Origin of the sequence: Burkholderia sp. 4NA327C6, assembly GCF_005502655.1 — a bacterium.
In the GTDB taxonomy this organism is placed as follows: domain Bacteria; phylum Pseudomonadota; class Gammaproteobacteria; order Burkholderiales; family Burkholderiaceae; genus Burkholderia; species Burkholderia contaminans.
Genome location: NZ_SCNZ01000007.1, coordinates 136,919 through 151,514, shown reverse-complemented (window position 1 = coordinate 151,514; position 14,596 = coordinate 136,919). Strand labels below are relative to the sequence as shown.

Annotated in this window: 15 protein-coding genes and 2 tRNA genes; 13 read left to right on the top strand and 4 right to left on the bottom strand. The window is 67.8% G+C overall.

Going from position 1 to position 14,596, the window contains the following annotated elements:
• Nucleotides 1–69: 69 nt before the first annotated feature.
• Complete coding sequence (gene pncB, locus FFS49_RS10090) at nucleotides 70–1,269, bottom strand: nicotinate phosphoribosyltransferase (RefSeq protein ID WP_039348450.1); 1,200 nt, start codon at nucleotides 1,267–1,269, stop codon at nucleotides 70–72.
• A 320-nt stretch (nucleotides 1,270–1,589) separates the two neighbouring features.
• Here pncB and fdxA point away from each other — a divergent pair, with 320 nt between their 5' ends.
• From fdxA to FFS49_RS10040, 8 genes are all read left to right on the top strand, one after another.
• The gene (gene fdxA / locus FFS49_RS10075; protein WP_011351384.1) at nucleotides 1,590–1,913 is read left to right on the top strand and encodes a ferredoxin FdxA; all 324 of its coding nucleotides are present in this window, start codon (nucleotides 1,590–1,592) and stop codon (nucleotides 1,911–1,913) included.
• A gap of 103 nt (nucleotides 1,914–2,016) precedes the next feature.
• Nucleotides 2,017–2,092 (top strand) — tRNA-Asn (locus FFS49_RS10070).
• A 75-nt stretch (nucleotides 2,093–2,167) separates the two neighbouring features.
• A tRNA-Asn gene (locus FFS49_RS10065) sits at nucleotides 2,168–2,243 on the top strand.
• A 120-nt stretch (nucleotides 2,244–2,363) separates the two neighbouring features.
• Nucleotides 2,364–2,849, top strand: coding sequence for a CreA family protein (locus FFS49_RS10060; RefSeq protein ID WP_039348453.1), 486 nt, complete (start codon nucleotides 2,364–2,366; stop codon nucleotides 2,847–2,849).
• Nucleotides 2,850–2,911: 62 nt separating this feature from the next.
• Nucleotides 2,912–3,808 (top strand): AraC family transcriptional regulator, encoded by an 897-nt coding sequence (locus tag FFS49_RS10055; protein WP_105817519.1) that lies wholly within the window; start codon nucleotides 2,912–2,914, stop codon nucleotides 3,806–3,808.
• 95 nt (nucleotides 3,809–3,903) lie between these two features.
• Nucleotides 3,904–4,671 carry an AzlC family ABC transporter permease gene (locus FFS49_RS10050; RefSeq protein ID WP_039370972.1) on the top strand — a complete coding sequence of 256 codons (768 nt, stop codon included), beginning with the start codon at nucleotides 3,904–3,906 and terminating at the stop codon, nucleotides 4,669–4,671.
• Entirely contained in the window at nucleotides 4,668–5,006 is a 339-nt protein-coding gene (locus tag FFS49_RS10045) for an AzlD domain-containing protein (protein ID WP_039370901.1), read from the top strand. Before FFS49_RS10050 ends, FFS49_RS10045 begins: the two co-directional genes overlap by 4 nt.
• Nucleotides 5,007–5,167: 161 nt before the next feature.
• On the top strand, nucleotides 5,168–5,950 hold the full coding sequence (locus FFS49_RS10040; protein ID WP_071334139.1) for a DUF4088 family protein: 783 nt from the start codon (nucleotides 5,168–5,170) through the stop codon (nucleotides 5,948–5,950).
• 123 nt (nucleotides 5,951–6,073) lie between these two features.
• Here the strand turns inward: FFS49_RS10040 and FFS49_RS10035 are convergent, their stop codons facing one another.
• The gene (locus tag FFS49_RS10035; RefSeq protein ID WP_105817520.1) at nucleotides 6,074–6,475 is read right to left on the bottom strand and encodes a hypothetical protein; all 402 of its coding nucleotides are present in this window, start codon (nucleotides 6,473–6,475) and stop codon (nucleotides 6,074–6,076) included.
• A gap of 269 nt (nucleotides 6,476–6,744) precedes the next feature.
• On the opposite strand from FFS49_RS10035, the gene FFS49_RS10030 reads away from it, so the two are divergent.
• From FFS49_RS10030 to fumC, 3 genes are all read left to right on the top strand, one after another.
• A complete protein-coding gene (locus FFS49_RS10030) occupies nucleotides 6,745–6,963 on the top strand; it encodes an RNA-binding S4 domain-containing protein (protein WP_006486208.1) in 219 nt (72 codons plus the stop codon).
• Between the two features lie 135 nt (nucleotides 6,964–7,098).
• Nucleotides 7,099–8,487, top strand: a complete 1,389-nt coding sequence (norM, locus tag FFS49_RS10025; protein ID WP_071334138.1) for a multidrug efflux MATE transporter NorM — start codon at nucleotides 7,099–7,101, stop codon at nucleotides 8,485–8,487.
• Nucleotides 8,488–8,642: 155 nt separating this feature from the next.
• The gene (gene fumC / locus FFS49_RS10020; RefSeq protein WP_071334137.1) at nucleotides 8,643–10,037 is read left to right on the top strand and encodes a class II fumarate hydratase; all 1,395 of its coding nucleotides are present in this window, start codon (nucleotides 8,643–8,645) and stop codon (nucleotides 10,035–10,037) included.
• A gap of 42 nt (nucleotides 10,038–10,079) precedes the next feature.
• On the opposite strand, the gene FFS49_RS10015 is transcribed toward fumC, so the two are convergent.
• Complete coding sequence (locus FFS49_RS10015; RefSeq protein WP_039370920.1) at nucleotides 10,080–10,592, bottom strand: acyl-CoA thioesterase; 513 nt, start codon at nucleotides 10,590–10,592, stop codon at nucleotides 10,080–10,082.
• Nucleotides 10,593–10,721: 129 nt separating this feature from the next.
• Nucleotides 10,722–10,862: a hypothetical protein gene (locus tag FFS49_RS41950; RefSeq protein WP_163008963.1), complete on the bottom strand. Its 141-nt coding sequence runs from the start codon at nucleotides 10,860–10,862 to the stop codon at nucleotides 10,722–10,724.
• 196 nt (nucleotides 10,863–11,058) lie between these two features.
• Here FFS49_RS41950 and FFS49_RS10005 point away from each other — a divergent pair, with 196 nt between their 5' ends.
• Together FFS49_RS10005 and FFS49_RS10000 are read left to right on the top strand one after the other, a co-directional pair.
• Nucleotides 11,059–11,766, top strand: coding sequence for a helix-turn-helix transcriptional regulator (locus FFS49_RS10005; RefSeq protein WP_046545220.1), 708 nt, complete (start codon nucleotides 11,059–11,061; stop codon nucleotides 11,764–11,766).
• A gap of 162 nt (nucleotides 11,767–11,928) precedes the next feature.
• Nucleotides 11,929–14,499 carry a DUF6600 domain-containing protein gene (locus tag FFS49_RS10000; protein ID WP_105817580.1) on the top strand — a complete coding sequence of 857 codons (2,571 nt, stop codon included), beginning with the start codon at nucleotides 11,929–11,931 and terminating at the stop codon, nucleotides 14,497–14,499.
• The last annotated feature ends 97 nt before the right edge of the window (nucleotides 14,500–14,596 follow it).

Below are 14,596 nucleotides of genomic sequence, written 5' to 3'. Positions count from 1 at the left end.
GGCGGGCGATACCGTCGGATTATACCGACCGCCCCCGCCGCCACGCAGTTTTGGCCGTTCGGCCGACGCTTACTTCGACGCGTCTTCCTCGACCGGCTGCGCGATGCCGAACACCTGGCGCAGGTAGGCGAGATACGCCTTGTCGTCGCACATGCTCTTGCCCGGCGAATCCGACAGCTTCGCGACCGGCTGGCCGTTGCAGCGGACCATCTTGATCACGATCTGCAGCGGCACGTAGCCGAGATCGTTGGTGAGGTTCGTGCCGACGCCGAACGCGAGCTTGCAGCGGCCACGGAAACGTTCGTACAACTGCATGACCTTCGGGATATCGAGCGCGTCCGAGAACACGAGCACCTTGGTACGCGGGTCGCAACGGTTCGTCTCGTAATGGCGCAGCATCCGCTCGCCCCATTCGAACGGATCGCCCGAATCGTGGCGTGCGCCGTCGAACAGCTTGCAGAAGTACATGTCGAAGTCGTTCAGGAATGCATCCATCCCGTAGACGTCCGACAGCGCGATCCCGAGGTCGCCGCGGTATTCCTTCGCCCACATCTCGAAGCCGTAGATCTGCGAATCGCGCAGCCGCGGGCCGAGCGCCTGGCAGGCCTGCAAGTACTCGTGCGCCATCGTGCCGAGCGGCGTGATGCCGTGCTTCATCGCATACAGCACGTTGCTCGTGCCCGCGAACTGCGGGCCGAGGCCGTCGCGCAGCGTGAGCGCGACCTCCTCGTGCCAGACCTTCGAGAAGCGCCGGCGCGTGCCGTAGTCGGCGATCTTGCAATCGGCGAATTCGGGCTTCGCACCGAGCAGCTTGATCTTCTCGCGCAGCCGCTCGCGGCCTTCGCGATAGTCGGGCTCGCGCTGGGTATTGCGGAAATACACTTCGTTGACGATCGCGAGCACCGGGATCTCGAACAGGATCGTGTGCAGCCACGGCCCCGTGATCTCGATGTCGATTTCACCATTGCCCTTCGGCGACGGCGTGATCGAGATGTACTTCTCGTTCAGGTGGAACAGCGCGAGGAAGTCGACGAAATCGCTCTTGATGAAACGCATCCGCCGCAGGTAGTCGAGTTCGACGTCGGAAAAACGCAGCGCGCACAGGCCGCGCACCTCGTCGCGGATCTCGTCGATGTACGGCACGAGATCGACGCCGGGCGTGCGGCACCGGAAACGGTATTCGACGCTTGCAGCGGGGAAGTGATGCAGGACGACCTGCATCATCGTGAACTTGTAGAGATCCGTGTCGAGCAGCGAAGTGATGATCATGATTGCGGCACCGCCAATATCGTGACAGGGCCTCGGCGCACCGCGCGCCGCCCGGTCTGCCGGCCATGTTACCCGAATGCGGGCCCGACCATCGTGAAACCGCCTGCCGCCCTGCTGCGGTCGCGTGCCCGTTCCTGCGTACGGAACACGCACTGCCGCTGGTGCGCCCCTTCGGCGCGCGCCGGAGGCGCCCCATAAACTAATCACGAAACGATATAAGCCGGATAGCCGACCACGCCATGCGGGTTTTGCGCTTCAGTTACAATGCCGGTTTTGGCGCAAACGCCACCCCATATATACCGCCAAGCAGGAGCGTTTTAATGACTCACGTTGTGACCGAAGGCTGCATCAAGTGCAAATACACGGATTGCGTGGATGTGTGCCCGGTGGATTGCTTCCGTGAAGGTCCCAACTTTCTCGCCATCGATCCGGACGAGTGCATCGACTGCGCGGTGTGCGTCGCCGAGTGCCCGACCAATGCGATCTATGCCGAAGAAGACGTTCCGGGCGACCAGCAGCAGTTCACCGCGCTGAACGCCGAGCTGGCGAAGGACTGGCCGTCGATCACGAAGACCAAGCCGGCACCCGCCGACGCGGACGAGTGGAAGGACGTGCAGGACAAGCTGCACCTGCTCGAGCGCTGATCGCGCAGCGGCCGCAAAAAATTTTTTGTGCGCCGCGGCTCAAAAGTATTGACGACCTGATCAACGCTCCATATAATCTCGTTTCTCTGCTGTTGTTGTTTGTTCCCCGATAGCTCAGTCGGTAGAGCGCCGGACTGTTAATCCGTAGGTCCCTGGTTCGAGCCCAGGTCGGGGAGCCAAAAACGCAAAGGCCCGTTGAAAGTGGACGGGCTTTTTGCTGGTAGACAAACAAGCACGCAGATGTACCGATTTATTCCCCGATAGCTCAGTCGGTAGAGCGCCGGACTGTTAATCCGTAGGTCCCTGGTTCGAGCCCAGGTCGGGGAGCCAAATAGCGAAAGGCCCGTCATTCGACGGGCCTTTTGTTTTTCCGGACCGCCATTCGGCTTTCATCGCCCGGCCCGTGCGCATGCTAGAGTCTCTGTCCCGCATTCGCATCCGGTTCCGTCGATGAAGCACCGCCTCCTGAGCTCAGCCCCCTTCGCCCTCCTGCTTTCCGCGTTCGCCGCGGCACCGCTCGCGCACGCGGAGGAAGTCGGCAGCGTCAACACCCATTTCCGCGTCACGGGCTCCGATCGCGTGGTCGTCGAGGCGTACGACGATCCGGTCGTGAACGGCGTGACCTGCTACGTGTCGCGCGCCCGCACCGGCGGGATCAAGGGCACGCTCGGCGTCGCCGAGGATCCGAGCGAAGCGTCGATCGCGTGCCGGCAAGTCGGCCCGATCAGCTTCAAGGAGCCGCTCAAGCAGCAGACCGACGTGTTCAGCGAGCGCATGTCGTTCATCTTCAAGACCCTGCACGTCGTGCGCGTGGTCGACACCAAGCGCAACACGATCGTCTACCTGACCTACAGCGACCGCATCGTGAGCGGCAGCCCGAAGAACGCCGTCACCGCGGTACCGATGCCGGCCGGCACGACGATTCCGGTCAAGTAAAGCCCGCGCCTGCCGGGCGCGCGAACGATACACTGTCGATTCGACCGCTTCCGCGCCCGATCATGTCCGCCACCCGCCTTCCCGACTCCGCACGCTACTGGCGCACGCCGCTGCTGCCGGACGCGGATCTCCTCACGGCCACCTATCGCGATCACGCTTTCGCCCCCCACTGGCACGACGCGTACACGATCCCCGTGATTCTCGAAGGTGCGGAGCGCTTCACCTATCGCGGCAGCGGCTATGTCGCCGAAACCGGCTCCGTGCCCGTCATCAATCCCGGCGAGGTGCATACGGGGTCGCGCGCGGCCGATGAAGGCTGGTGCTATCGCGTCAGCTACATACCGGTCGAATTCATCCACGAACTCACCCGTGCGATCGCCGGCCGCCCACAGGACGCGCCGTGGTTTGCACCCGGCGTGATTCGCGACGCCGATCTTGCGGCCCGGCTCACGCTGGCGCACCGGATGATGGAGGCCGGCAGCGCGCGCGCACTGCCCTTGCAGACGCACGGGCAGCCGGCTCATGATCCGGCGAGCGGCGAGCGCATCTACGATCCGCTCGCCGCCAAAACGGCGATGCTCGACGCGTTGTCGACGCTGATCGTGCGCCATGCCGACGCACTGCCGCGACCGGCGCCGCTCGCAGCGGACGAACCGCGCGTCGACGTGATGCGCGAGCGTCTCGCCGCCGATCTCGTGTGCCCGGTGACGCTCGACGAGGTCGCGCAGGCGGCCGGCCTGTCGCCGTTCCACGCGGCGCGCCTGTTCACCCGCACGACCGGCATGCCGCCGCATGCGTGGCGCAACCAGTTGCGCTTGCAGCGCGCGCTGGCGCCGCTGCGCGCGGGCGTGCCCGTCGCCGACGTCGCGGCGGCCAGCGGCTTCGTCGACCAAAGCCACTTCACACGACATTTCAAACGCATGTTCGGCGTGCCGCCCGGGCGCTGGCAGGCGAGCTGACGCACAGCGTCCGGCCCGCCACCGCGATACCGCTCCATCCCGGAAGCGCAAGAACATACAAGCGGGCACATCCCGTGCTCGCTATCCTCCAGTTCATGGAGGAGCCCCTTTTGAAACCGATACCCGCAGCGCCTGCCCGCCGCGCATTGAACGAATGGCTCGACGGTGCGCGCGACACGATCCCGATGATGATCGGCGCCGCCCCGTTCGGCGTGATTTTCGGCACGCTCGTTGGCGGCGGCCCACTGGCCGCATGGCATGGCGCGCTGATGTCGCTCGCCGTGTTCGCGGGCTCCGCGCAATTCATCGCACTCGGCCTGATCGCGGGCAGCGCGAGCTTCGTCGTCGTGCTCGCGACCACGCTGATCGTGAACCTGCGTCACCTGCTGTACAGCGCAACGCTCGCGCCCTATGTCGCACACCTGCCGCTGCGCTGGCGTGCGACGCTCGGCGCACTGATGACCGACGAGGTGTTCGCGGTCGCCTATGCGCACTACCGGCATTTCCCGCCGGGCACGATCGGCCCCCACTACTTCTTCGGCTCGGGGCTCGCGATGTACCTGAACTGGCAGGTCTGGACACTCGCCGGCATCGGCTTCGGCGCGGCATTTCCCGGTCTGCAGTCGCTCGGTCTCGATTTCGCGATGGCGGCGACCTTCATCGCGATCGTCGTCCCGCAACTCGGCACGCTGCGCTATTTCGCGGCAGCCGTGACAGCCGGCACGCTCGCGTACTTCTGGCAGGGCTGGCCGTACAAGCTCGGGCTGCTTGGCGCGGTCGCCGCCGGCGTCGCGGTCGGTGTCGCGCTCACGCTGCGGCACGAACGCACGCGCACCGGCTCGCGCACGGAGGCTGCATCGTGAGCTACGCGCTGCTGATTCTCGGGATGGCCGTCATCACCTACGCGATCCGCTCGACGCTGTTCCTTTTCGGCGAACGGCTGGCCTTCCCGCCGCTCGTGCGAACCGCACTCGGCTTCGTGCCCGTCACCGTGCTGACCGCGATCATCGTGCCGATGGTCGTTTCGCCGCACGGCGGCACGGCCGAGCTGACCTGGCGCAATCCACAGCTCGTCGGCGCGCTCGCTGCCGTGCTCGTGTCGGCCGCCACCCGCCGCCCGCTCGTGACGATCGCAGTTGGGCTCGCGGTGTTCTTTTTCTGGCAAGGGATCGTGCTGCCCCACTGGCTGCCGGCCTGAGCACACGCTCGGTCGCGTGCGCTCAAGTTTCCGCCCGGCGCGCCGATATAGGGAATGAAGACCCGCCACCGGCCTCGGCGCGCACCGGTCAGTCGACGCTGCGCCCGTCCCGGTGCGCCGCGCCGGCCGCCGGCTTGCACGGGCCGCCATCGAGACGATTCATGGGCCAGATCACCCTTTCCCTCAAGGACGACACGCTCGAGTCCCTACGCAAGGACTACGACGCTTTCGTCCGCGTGTCGCTGAAACTCGACCCGCAGTTCGCGACGCCGTCGTTCGAGGATTTCCTGCGCGCCAAGCTGCTCGACAACATGGTGCCGCTGACCGAGCACGCGGTGCAGCGAATGCTGCAGGGCGGCCAGTACGCGTGGGCGAAACGCACGCTCGACAAGGAATTTCCGGACGTCGTCGCGATCCTGATGCGTCAGGCCGGCGAATTCGGCTTCGGCTTCGCATCGCGCTCCGAATGGACCCCCGACGAACTCGCGAAGGCATGCCGCGACTGGGCGAAAGCGATCGTCGCCGAAGCACAGGCCGATCCGTCACTGATCGATCCGCTCGCCTCGCAGATCAAGGGGGCGGCGCAAGACATCCAGACGCTCGAGGAATTGATGCAGACGCCTGCGTGGCGGCTCGCGGAATCGCTGCGACAACGGGTCTACGAGGCCAAGCTCGCATGCGAGATGAGCGTCGGCAGCACCGCGCGCGACAAGCTCGGCGAACTGCGCGGGCTGCTGCGGCTCGGGCTCGCGCACGGCTCGTTCCAGAAGCAGGAAGCGCAGCAGATCATGGAGTACCTGCGGCTGCTGAAGCCGGAAATCTTCGTCGAGGAGCCATACGACGTCTTCGCTCGCCTCGCCGCGTGGCTGCGCAGCGTATTCACCCCGGCTGCCGCGCGGCCGGCGCAGGGTCAGGGACAAGGGCAAAGCCAACGGCGGCCGTAACGGCGCGCCTGTTCGCATCGCTGGATGAAAGCGGCCCGGTTCGCGCAACGCGAACCGGGCCGTCGGATGGCCGCCGTCGCGACGCCCCGTCGACGACGAGCGTCGCGCGGCGCCGGCCATCGCTTACTGCGTGGCGCCCTGGGCAGATGCACCACCCTCCGCGCCGACCGACGCGCCGCCTTCGGTTGCTTCGCCGGCCTTCTCCTTGGCCGAGCCGACATGGCTCTTGGCCGACTTCGCGGCATGCTTCGTGTGCTTCTTGGCCGAGTGGACGGCCGACGACGTCGACTCCTTCGCACCATCGGCCGCCGCGCCGACCGCATCGGTTGCGCCGCCGACCGCATTGCCCGACGCGTTCGCGCCCGCACCGCCCTGCACGCCGGCACCGGCACCCGCCGCCGGCGTCTGCGCCTGTACGCCGGCACCGGCGGCGCCCTGCACCGCCGTACCCGTCTGGGCAAATGCGGCCGAAGTGGCGAACGCCGTCAACGCGGCACCGATCAGCATCGTACGAATCTTGGACATGGCAATTCTCCTCAGGAAGTTGTGAGCCCGAACCGCAGCGATGCGGTCCGTCGCGTCCCCGCCGCAACACGCAGCAGGTACGACAGAAGACCCGCGGCCCGCGCGACCGGTTCTCCAATCTCTCAGACTGTTACCCACCGTTTCATTTGCTGACGAATGGCTCACACTCCCTCACAACTGCAGGCGGCGGCCGGCCGCGCTCGCGCGCCGGCCCGCGGTGCCGTATGATGCGAGGCGATTCCTCCCGCGCTTTGCGCACCTTCTTCGTCATGCCCAATCTGGATTTCACGCTGACCGGCGAATACGTCGAGCTGCACAACCTTCTCAAGATCACCGGCCTCGCGGACAGCGGCGGCACCGCGAAGCTGATCGTCGCGTCCGGCGCGGTAAAAGTCGACGGCGCGGTCGAGCTGCGCAAGACCTGCAAGATCCGTGCGGGCCAGGTCGTCCTGCTCGGCGACACGCGCATTGCCGTGCGCGAAGCCTAGGCCCGACGGTTCCCCCTGCCTGCGACATGGCCATCGGCGCGCGCGTTCGACAGCGTTCGAATAAAGCCGTAAGCTAGCCGTCTCTCAAAATAAATACATATAGCGCGGGCCCGCACCCGCGCGAGCGCCCAATCCATGTCGCATTCCGGTCTTACGCGGACGGCCGCCGCGCCGCCGTCCCTGTCCAGTCATGCCGCCGATACCGCGCGCCTTGCCGCGCCGCTCGCGATCGCGCAGCTCTCGCAGATGGCGATGAGCGTCACCGACACGGTGCTGCTCGGCTCGCTCGGCCCCGATTCGCTCGCGGCGGGCGGCCTCGGCGCGAACTTCTTCTTCGTCATCGTGACCGTGCTGCAAGGCGTGCTGTCGTCGGTCAGCGTCAGCGTCGCGCACGCGCGCGGCGCCAAGGCCGACGAGCGCGTCCCGCACATCTACTGGACCGGCTTCGCGCTGTCCGTGCTGCTCGCGATTCCGGCCATCATCGCGCTGTCGCTGTCCGAACCGATCCTGCTGATGTTCCACGAGCCGCCGCTGCTCGCCCATCACGTCGGCGAATACACCGGCATCCTGCGCTTCGCCGCGCTCGGCAGCCTGATCGGCGTCGGGCTGATGCGCGCGTTCCTGCCGGCAATCGGTGCGGCGCGCCGGCTGCTGTGGGTGTCGATCGGCGGCGTCGGCGTGAACGGCGTGCTGAACTACGGGCTGATCCACGGCGCGTTCGGGCTGCCGCGCCTCGGCTTTCTCGGTTCGGCCGTCGCGACGACGATCACGATCTGGCTGACCGCATTCGCCCTGATCTGGCTGCTGCACGGCCGCCAGCGCTTCCGCCATTTCGTCACGGCCGCACGCCCGAAGCTGCCGATGATGGGCGAACTGATCGGCATCGGCTGGCCCGTGGCGATCACGTACGGGGTCGAGTCGACGCTGTTCCTCGCCACCGGCCTGACGATCGGCGTGCTCGGCGCGACGTCGCTGGCCGCACACCAGATCGCGCTGAACGTCGCGTCGGTGGCATTCATGGTGCCGCTCGCGATCGGCCAGGCCGCCAACGTGCGGGTCGGTTACTGGGTCGGCGCGGGGGCGCCCGTCGCCGCGCGGCATGCCGGCTTCGTCGCGCTCGGCCTCGGTGTCGCGTTCATGACGCTGTCGGGCATCGTGCTGATCGTCGCGCCGCATGCGATCGTCGGCCTGTACCTGAACCTCGACGATCCGGCCAACGCGGCCACTGTGTCGCTCGCCGCGTCGCTGCTCGGCATCGCCGCAGTGTTCCAGATCGTCGACGGCGCGCAGACCGTCGGATCCGGCGCGCTGCGCGGCCTGAAGGACACGCGCATCCCGATGCTCGCGGCGACCCTCGGCTACTGGGGTATCGGCTTTCCGACTGGCTACTGGTTCGCATTCCACGTGGGCCTCGGTGCCCGCGGCCTCTGGTGGGGCCTCGCGGCCGGCCTCGCGAGCGTGGCCGTGCTGATGGCGTGGCGCTTCCATCTGAAGAGCGCGTCGCTCGTGACGTCGCCGCACTGAACGCGACAAGACGCGAAATCCGGGCCGGCGCTATGCTAGTCGGCTGAAGATCTCAAGACGCCGCGCAAGCGGCGCGACTGCCTCACGATACGTCTGATTACGTCTGATGCCGCGCGGCCGCGCGCGGCCTTTCCCCTTTCCTGGAGGAGTGGATCATGAACGAAGCAGTTCGGATGGAACGCGATACGTTCGGCGAAATCGCCGTGCCGGCCGACCGGCTCTGGGGCGCGCAGACCGAGCGCTCGCTGCAGAATTTCCGGATCTCTACCGAGAAGCAGTCGCCCGAGCTGATCCACGCGCTCGCGATCGTCAAGCGCGCCGCGGCGGCCGTGAACCAGTCGCTCGGCGTGCTGGCCGACGACAAGGCGCGCGCGATCATCGACGCGGCCGACGAGATCATCGCCGGCAAGCATCCGCGCGAATTCCCGCTCGCCGTGTGGCAGACGGGTTCCGGCACGCAGACCAACATGAACCTCAACGAGGTGATCGCGAATCGCGCGAGCGAACTGATGGGCGGCGAGCGCGGCGAAGCGCGCAAGGTTCATCCGAACGACGACGTGAACCGCGGCCAGTCGTCGAACGACGTCTTCCCGACTGCCATGCACGTCGCGGCCGCTTACGCGATCGTCAACCACCTGCTGCCGGCGCTGCGCACGCTGCGCACGACGCTCGATGCGAAGTCGAAGGCGTTCGCCGACATCGTGAAGATCGGCCGCACGCACCTGCAGGACGCGACGCCGCTCACGCTCGGCCAGGAGTTTTCCGGTTACGTCGCGCAGCTCGACCAGGGCATCCGTCACGTCGAATCGGCGCTGCCGCACCTGTATGAACTCGCGCTCGGCGGCACGGCGGTCGGCACCGGGCTGAACGCGCATCCGGAGTTCGCGGTGCGCGTCGCCGATGAAATCGGCCGGCTCGCGAAGCTGCCGTTCGTGACGGCGCCGAGCAAGTTCGAGGTGATGGCCGCGGCCGACGCGCTGGTATTCGCGCACGGCGCACTGAAGACGGTTGCCGCCAGCCTGATGAAGATCGCGAACGACGTCCGCTGGCTCGCGAGCGGGCCGCGCTGCGGGCTCGGCGAACTGTCGATTCCGGAGAACGAGCCGGGCAGCTCGATCATGCCGGGCAAGGTGAACCCGACGCAGTCCGAAGCCGTGACGATGCTGTGCTGCCAGGTGTTCGGCAACGACGTCGCGGTCAACGTCGGCGGCGCGAGCGGCAATTTCGAGCTGAACGTGTTCCGGCCGATGATCGCGCACAACGTGCTGCAGTCGGTACGGCTGCTCGCCGACGGCGCGCAGAGCTTCAACGATCACTGCGCGGTGGGCATCGAGCCGAACCGCTCGCGGATCGACCTGCTGCTGAACGAATCGCTGATGCTGGTGACGGCGCTCAATCCGCACATCGGCTACGACAAGTCGGCGCAGATCGCGAAGAAGGCGCACAAGGAAGGCACGACGCTGAAGGCGGCCGCGCTCGCGCTCGGCTACCTGACCGAGGCGGAATTCGATGCGTGGGTACGTCCCGAGCAGATGATCGGATCGCAGTAACGGCAGGAAGAGGCAGGATGACGGGCGCGGCGCCCGCAGCGGTCAGACCGCGCCCTTCGCGACCTCTTCCGGTTTCATCTCGACGATCTTGTCGAGCGCGGCCCGCACGTCGGCCGCATATTTCGCGAGCACCTTCTGCTCGTCGGTCTCGGGCACGAACGGCGGCACCGGCACCGGGTTCCCGTTCTCGTCGACTGCGACGAACACGACGAGGCAATCGGTCGTCTGGCGCAGCATGCCGCCCTTCGGATCGCCGGCATGCACGGACACGTGGATGTGCATGCTGGTGCGGCCCGTCGCGACGACGCGCGCCTTCAGCTCGACCAGATTGCCGACCATGATCGGACGCTGGAAACGGATGTTGCCGACGCTGACCGTCACGCAATAGCGGCTCGACCAGACGGCCGCGCACGCATAGGCCACCTCGTCGATCCACTTCATCAGCGCACCGCCATGCACCTTGCCGCCGAAGTTCACGGACGACGGCTCGGCGAGGAAGCGGAATACGGTTTCGGTGCGGTCGAGCGCGGCCGGTACGGGGGACGGTTGGGACATCTTGTTGGCTCCAGGCGGCAGGGGCGCTGTAATCGGGCCATTATACGTTGCACTGCGGCAACGCGTCGCGGAGCGCCCCGTGTGGCGCGGCTGGCGGGGATTGGCCCGGCGCGCGCACGGCCGCACCGCTCAGCGGCGCACCGTAATGCCCTGGTCGATCGTTCCGTACATCTCGATGCTGCCGCCGCGCTCGCCGGCCGCGCCCGCACCGCCCTGCGCACAGGCCGCGCAGACGAGCGCGGCCGCCAGCAAACAGAAAATCGTCTTCATCGTTGCGTCATATCACGTGCGGCCGCCCGCTGCGGCCGCTTTCGGCCATTCTACGCGCGCGCCGCAAGCTGCCGCAGCCCGGTTCCGCCGCCTCGACGATGCCCGCGCCACTGCATCCGACATTTCAACCACAAGCGAAACATCGAATGCGCGCGCCCACTACACTGAAGATCATCCCGCCTGACGAGACACGACGATGACCGACCAAGACGACCACCACTTTCCGGGCCTGAGCCGCATCGGCTCGCTGATCGCCGACCCCGGGCGCGCCGCGATGCTATGGGTGCTGATGGACGGCAGCGCGCGACCGGCAGGCGAGCTGACGATGATCGCGGGGCTGTCGCCGTCCGCTGCAAGCGCCCATCTCGCGCGCTTGACCGAGGGTGGCCTGCTCGCGCTCGACGTGCGCGGCCGGCACCGCTACTACCGGATCGCATCGGCCGACATCGCGGCATCGCTCGAGGCGCTCGCGAACGTCGCCCGCGCAGCCGCGCCGCATCGCCCGGTTCCGGCGCCGTCCCGCACGGTCCCGGCCGAATTGCGCTATGCGCGCACCTGCTACGACCACATGGCCGGCGAACTTGCGGTGCGCATCTTCGACGGGCTCACCGCGCGAGGCTGGCTGCTTGCCGACGGCGATGCGATCGAGACCACCGAGCTCGGCACCCAGGCCCTCGCGCAATGGGGCATCGACGTCGCGCAGCAGCGCACGCGCCGGCGCCGCTTCGCATGCGGCTGCCTCGACTGGAGCGAACGGCGCTCGCACCTCGGCGGCGCACTCGGTGCGGCGCTGCTCGAGAGCTTCTGCGCGCACGGCTGGATTGAGCGCGCCGCGCGGCCGCGCGTGCTGCGCGTCACCGTGCCCGGACAGCAGGTTTTCGACGGGTGGCTTACGTCCGCTTGACGCCTGGATTGCGTCTGCACGACAACGGCGCGCGATCGACAGGTTTTGTTACATCGCGTGCCATTCGACTTACAAAACACCGAGCATTGAAACAGGCCGAACGGATATTGTGAACTCAGCGGCACGAATCGACGCGCCGCGATAATGACGAAGACGCTCACCATGGCCACCCTGTTCACGCTCAAGCGAACCGCCCGCTGCACGCTGGTCGCGTTCGTCGCGCTTGCGGCACTGCCCCCCGCATTCGCACAATCGGCCGGCGCGCCGCCCTATGCGGCCGCGGCACAGCAAGCGGGCGGCGATCCACCCAGCCGTGTCGCGCGGCTCAATTACCTGTCGGGTGCCGTGACGACCGAACCGGCCGGCACCGATACGTGGTCGTATGCCGCCGTGAACCGGCCGCTGACGACCGGCGACCAGCTCTGGAACGATGCCGGTGCGCGCTCGGAACTGCACATCGGCTCGACCGCGGTGCGGCTCGGTGAATCGACGAGCCTGTCGGTGCTGAACCTCGATGACACGACGACCCAGCTGAAAGTGGGGCTCGGCACCGTATCGACGCACGTGCGCGATCTGCCGGCCGGCGGATCGTACGAAATCGACACGCCTAATCTCGCGCTCGGCATCACGGGCCCCGGCGACTATCGCGTCGACGTCGCGCCGAACGGTGCGAGCACGACGGTCACGGTGCGCAGCGGCAGTGCGACCGTCTACGGCAGCAACGGCCAGTACCCGCTGTCGCCCGGGCAGCAGGTCGTGTTCACCGGCACCGACCTGCAGGTCGCGCAGCAATCCGCCGCCCCGGGCCCCGATCCGCTCGACCAGTGGGCCGCCAGCCGCGACGCGGCCGAGGAGCGCTCGGTATCGGCCCGCTATGTGTCCCGCGACATCCCCGGCTACCAGGATCTCGACGCGAACGGCACATGGCGCGAAACCCCGAACTACGGTCAGGTATGGGTGCCGAACGACACGCCGGCCGACTGGGCGCCGTATCACGACGGCCACTGGATCTGGCAGGCACCGTGGGGCTGGACGTGGGTCGACGATGCCCCATGGGGTTTCGCGCCATATCACTATGGCCGCTGGGCGTACGTGGACGATAGCTGGGCCTGGGTACCGGGCCCGCTGGTCGTCAGCCAGCCGCCGGTCTATGCGCCGGCACTGGTCGCGTTCGTGGGCGGTGGCGGCGGCCCCGACTGGAGCGTCGCGCTCACGGTGGGCGGTGTCGCCGCGGCCGGCTGCGCGTGGTTCGCGCTCGGCCCGGGCGAACCGTGGCATCCGGGCTGGGGCGGCTGGAGCCCGCACTACTACGACCGTGTGAACCGCAACATCGTGGTGAACAACGTCAACGTGAACAAGACCGTGAACGTGACGAACATCACCAATATCACCAACATCAACAAGACGTACGTTAACTTCCGCGCGCCGCACGCGATCACGGCCGTACCGGCCTCCGCGTTCGTGCACGGCCAGCCGGTCGCGCACTTCTCGCAGCACGTCGATCCGCAACAATGGCGCAACGCGCACGTCACTCCGGGGACCCCGGGCATTGCACCGGTGCGCCAAAGCTTCACGGGCGGCCTGCGCAATGCGAGCTACCGTCCGCCTGCAGCGATCGCCCAGCACCCGTTCGTCGCGACACGCAATCCCGCCGTGCCGGCCGCATATCGCGACCACGCGGCGGCCCACCTCGCGCAGCAGGGCGGGCGCGTACCGGGTGCCGGCGCACCTGTCGTGAAGACGAACGTGCCTGCCGACTATACGGCTCGCCCGGTCCGCGTTGCGGGCAAGCCGGACGGCGGCGCATGGGCGATGCGCAACGTGCAGCTCGTGAATCCGCACGGCCCCGTCGTGCAACCGGCTCGCGCGCCTCGCGAAGGCCAGCCGGCCGCCGTACAGGCCGGGCAGCCGGGCACACCGATGCCGGGCATGCCGAATGTCGCGCGACCGGCGAACGGCGAAAACCCCAACGCACCGCGTTTCGCCAACGGCGCCGTGCCGCAGGCACCCGGCAACCCGGTGCCGCATCAGGCATTCGGGCCCGGCAACGGCGTCCCGCATCCGCCGGTAGCGAACAACAGTCAGGCCGGGATCGGCAATGCGCGCGCAGCCGAAGCGCCGTCGCCCGCGTGGATGCAGCCGCACACGCCGATGGAACGTCAGCGCCCTGCTCCTCCGACCGCGCTGCATGCCGTAGGACAGAATGCGCTGCCGCCGGTGCGCAGCGCAGCCGTCCCGCATCCGGACGGCATGCCGACTCCACAGAGCGCGCAGCCCGGCGGCCGGAACGAAGCGCCGCGTGCACTGCCGCAACCGCGGCTCGACAACACGGCGCAGGTTCCGCAGCCGCGTCCGCGCCCCGATTTCCAGTCGCCGGCCCAGCATGGGCAATCCCAACCGGAACGGGCGGCCCCTGCGCCGCAACCGCGCCCCGAATTCGCGCAACCGGCGCCGCATCGCGAAGTCGCGCCGCCCCGTGTGAACGAGTACCGTCCGCCGGCCCCCGCCGTGCATGACATGCCGCGTCCGCAACCGCAGGCGCCGCGCATGGAGCCGCGGCCGCAGCCTGCACCGCGAGTGGAGCCGCGACCGCAGCCGGCGCCTCGCATGGAACCGCGCCCGTCGATGCCCGCACCGCACGTGGAGCCGCGGCCGCAACCGGCGCCGCACGTCGAGGCGCCCCACCCGAGCAACCCGCTGCAAGGTGGTCACGAAGAGCGGCATCGCCAGTAAGCGCCGCAAACGTGAAACAAAAAGGCCCGACCGGGATCAGCCGGTCGGGCCTTTTTCCTACCGGGTGCGGATTGATGCTCCCGCGCGGCCCGGGTTG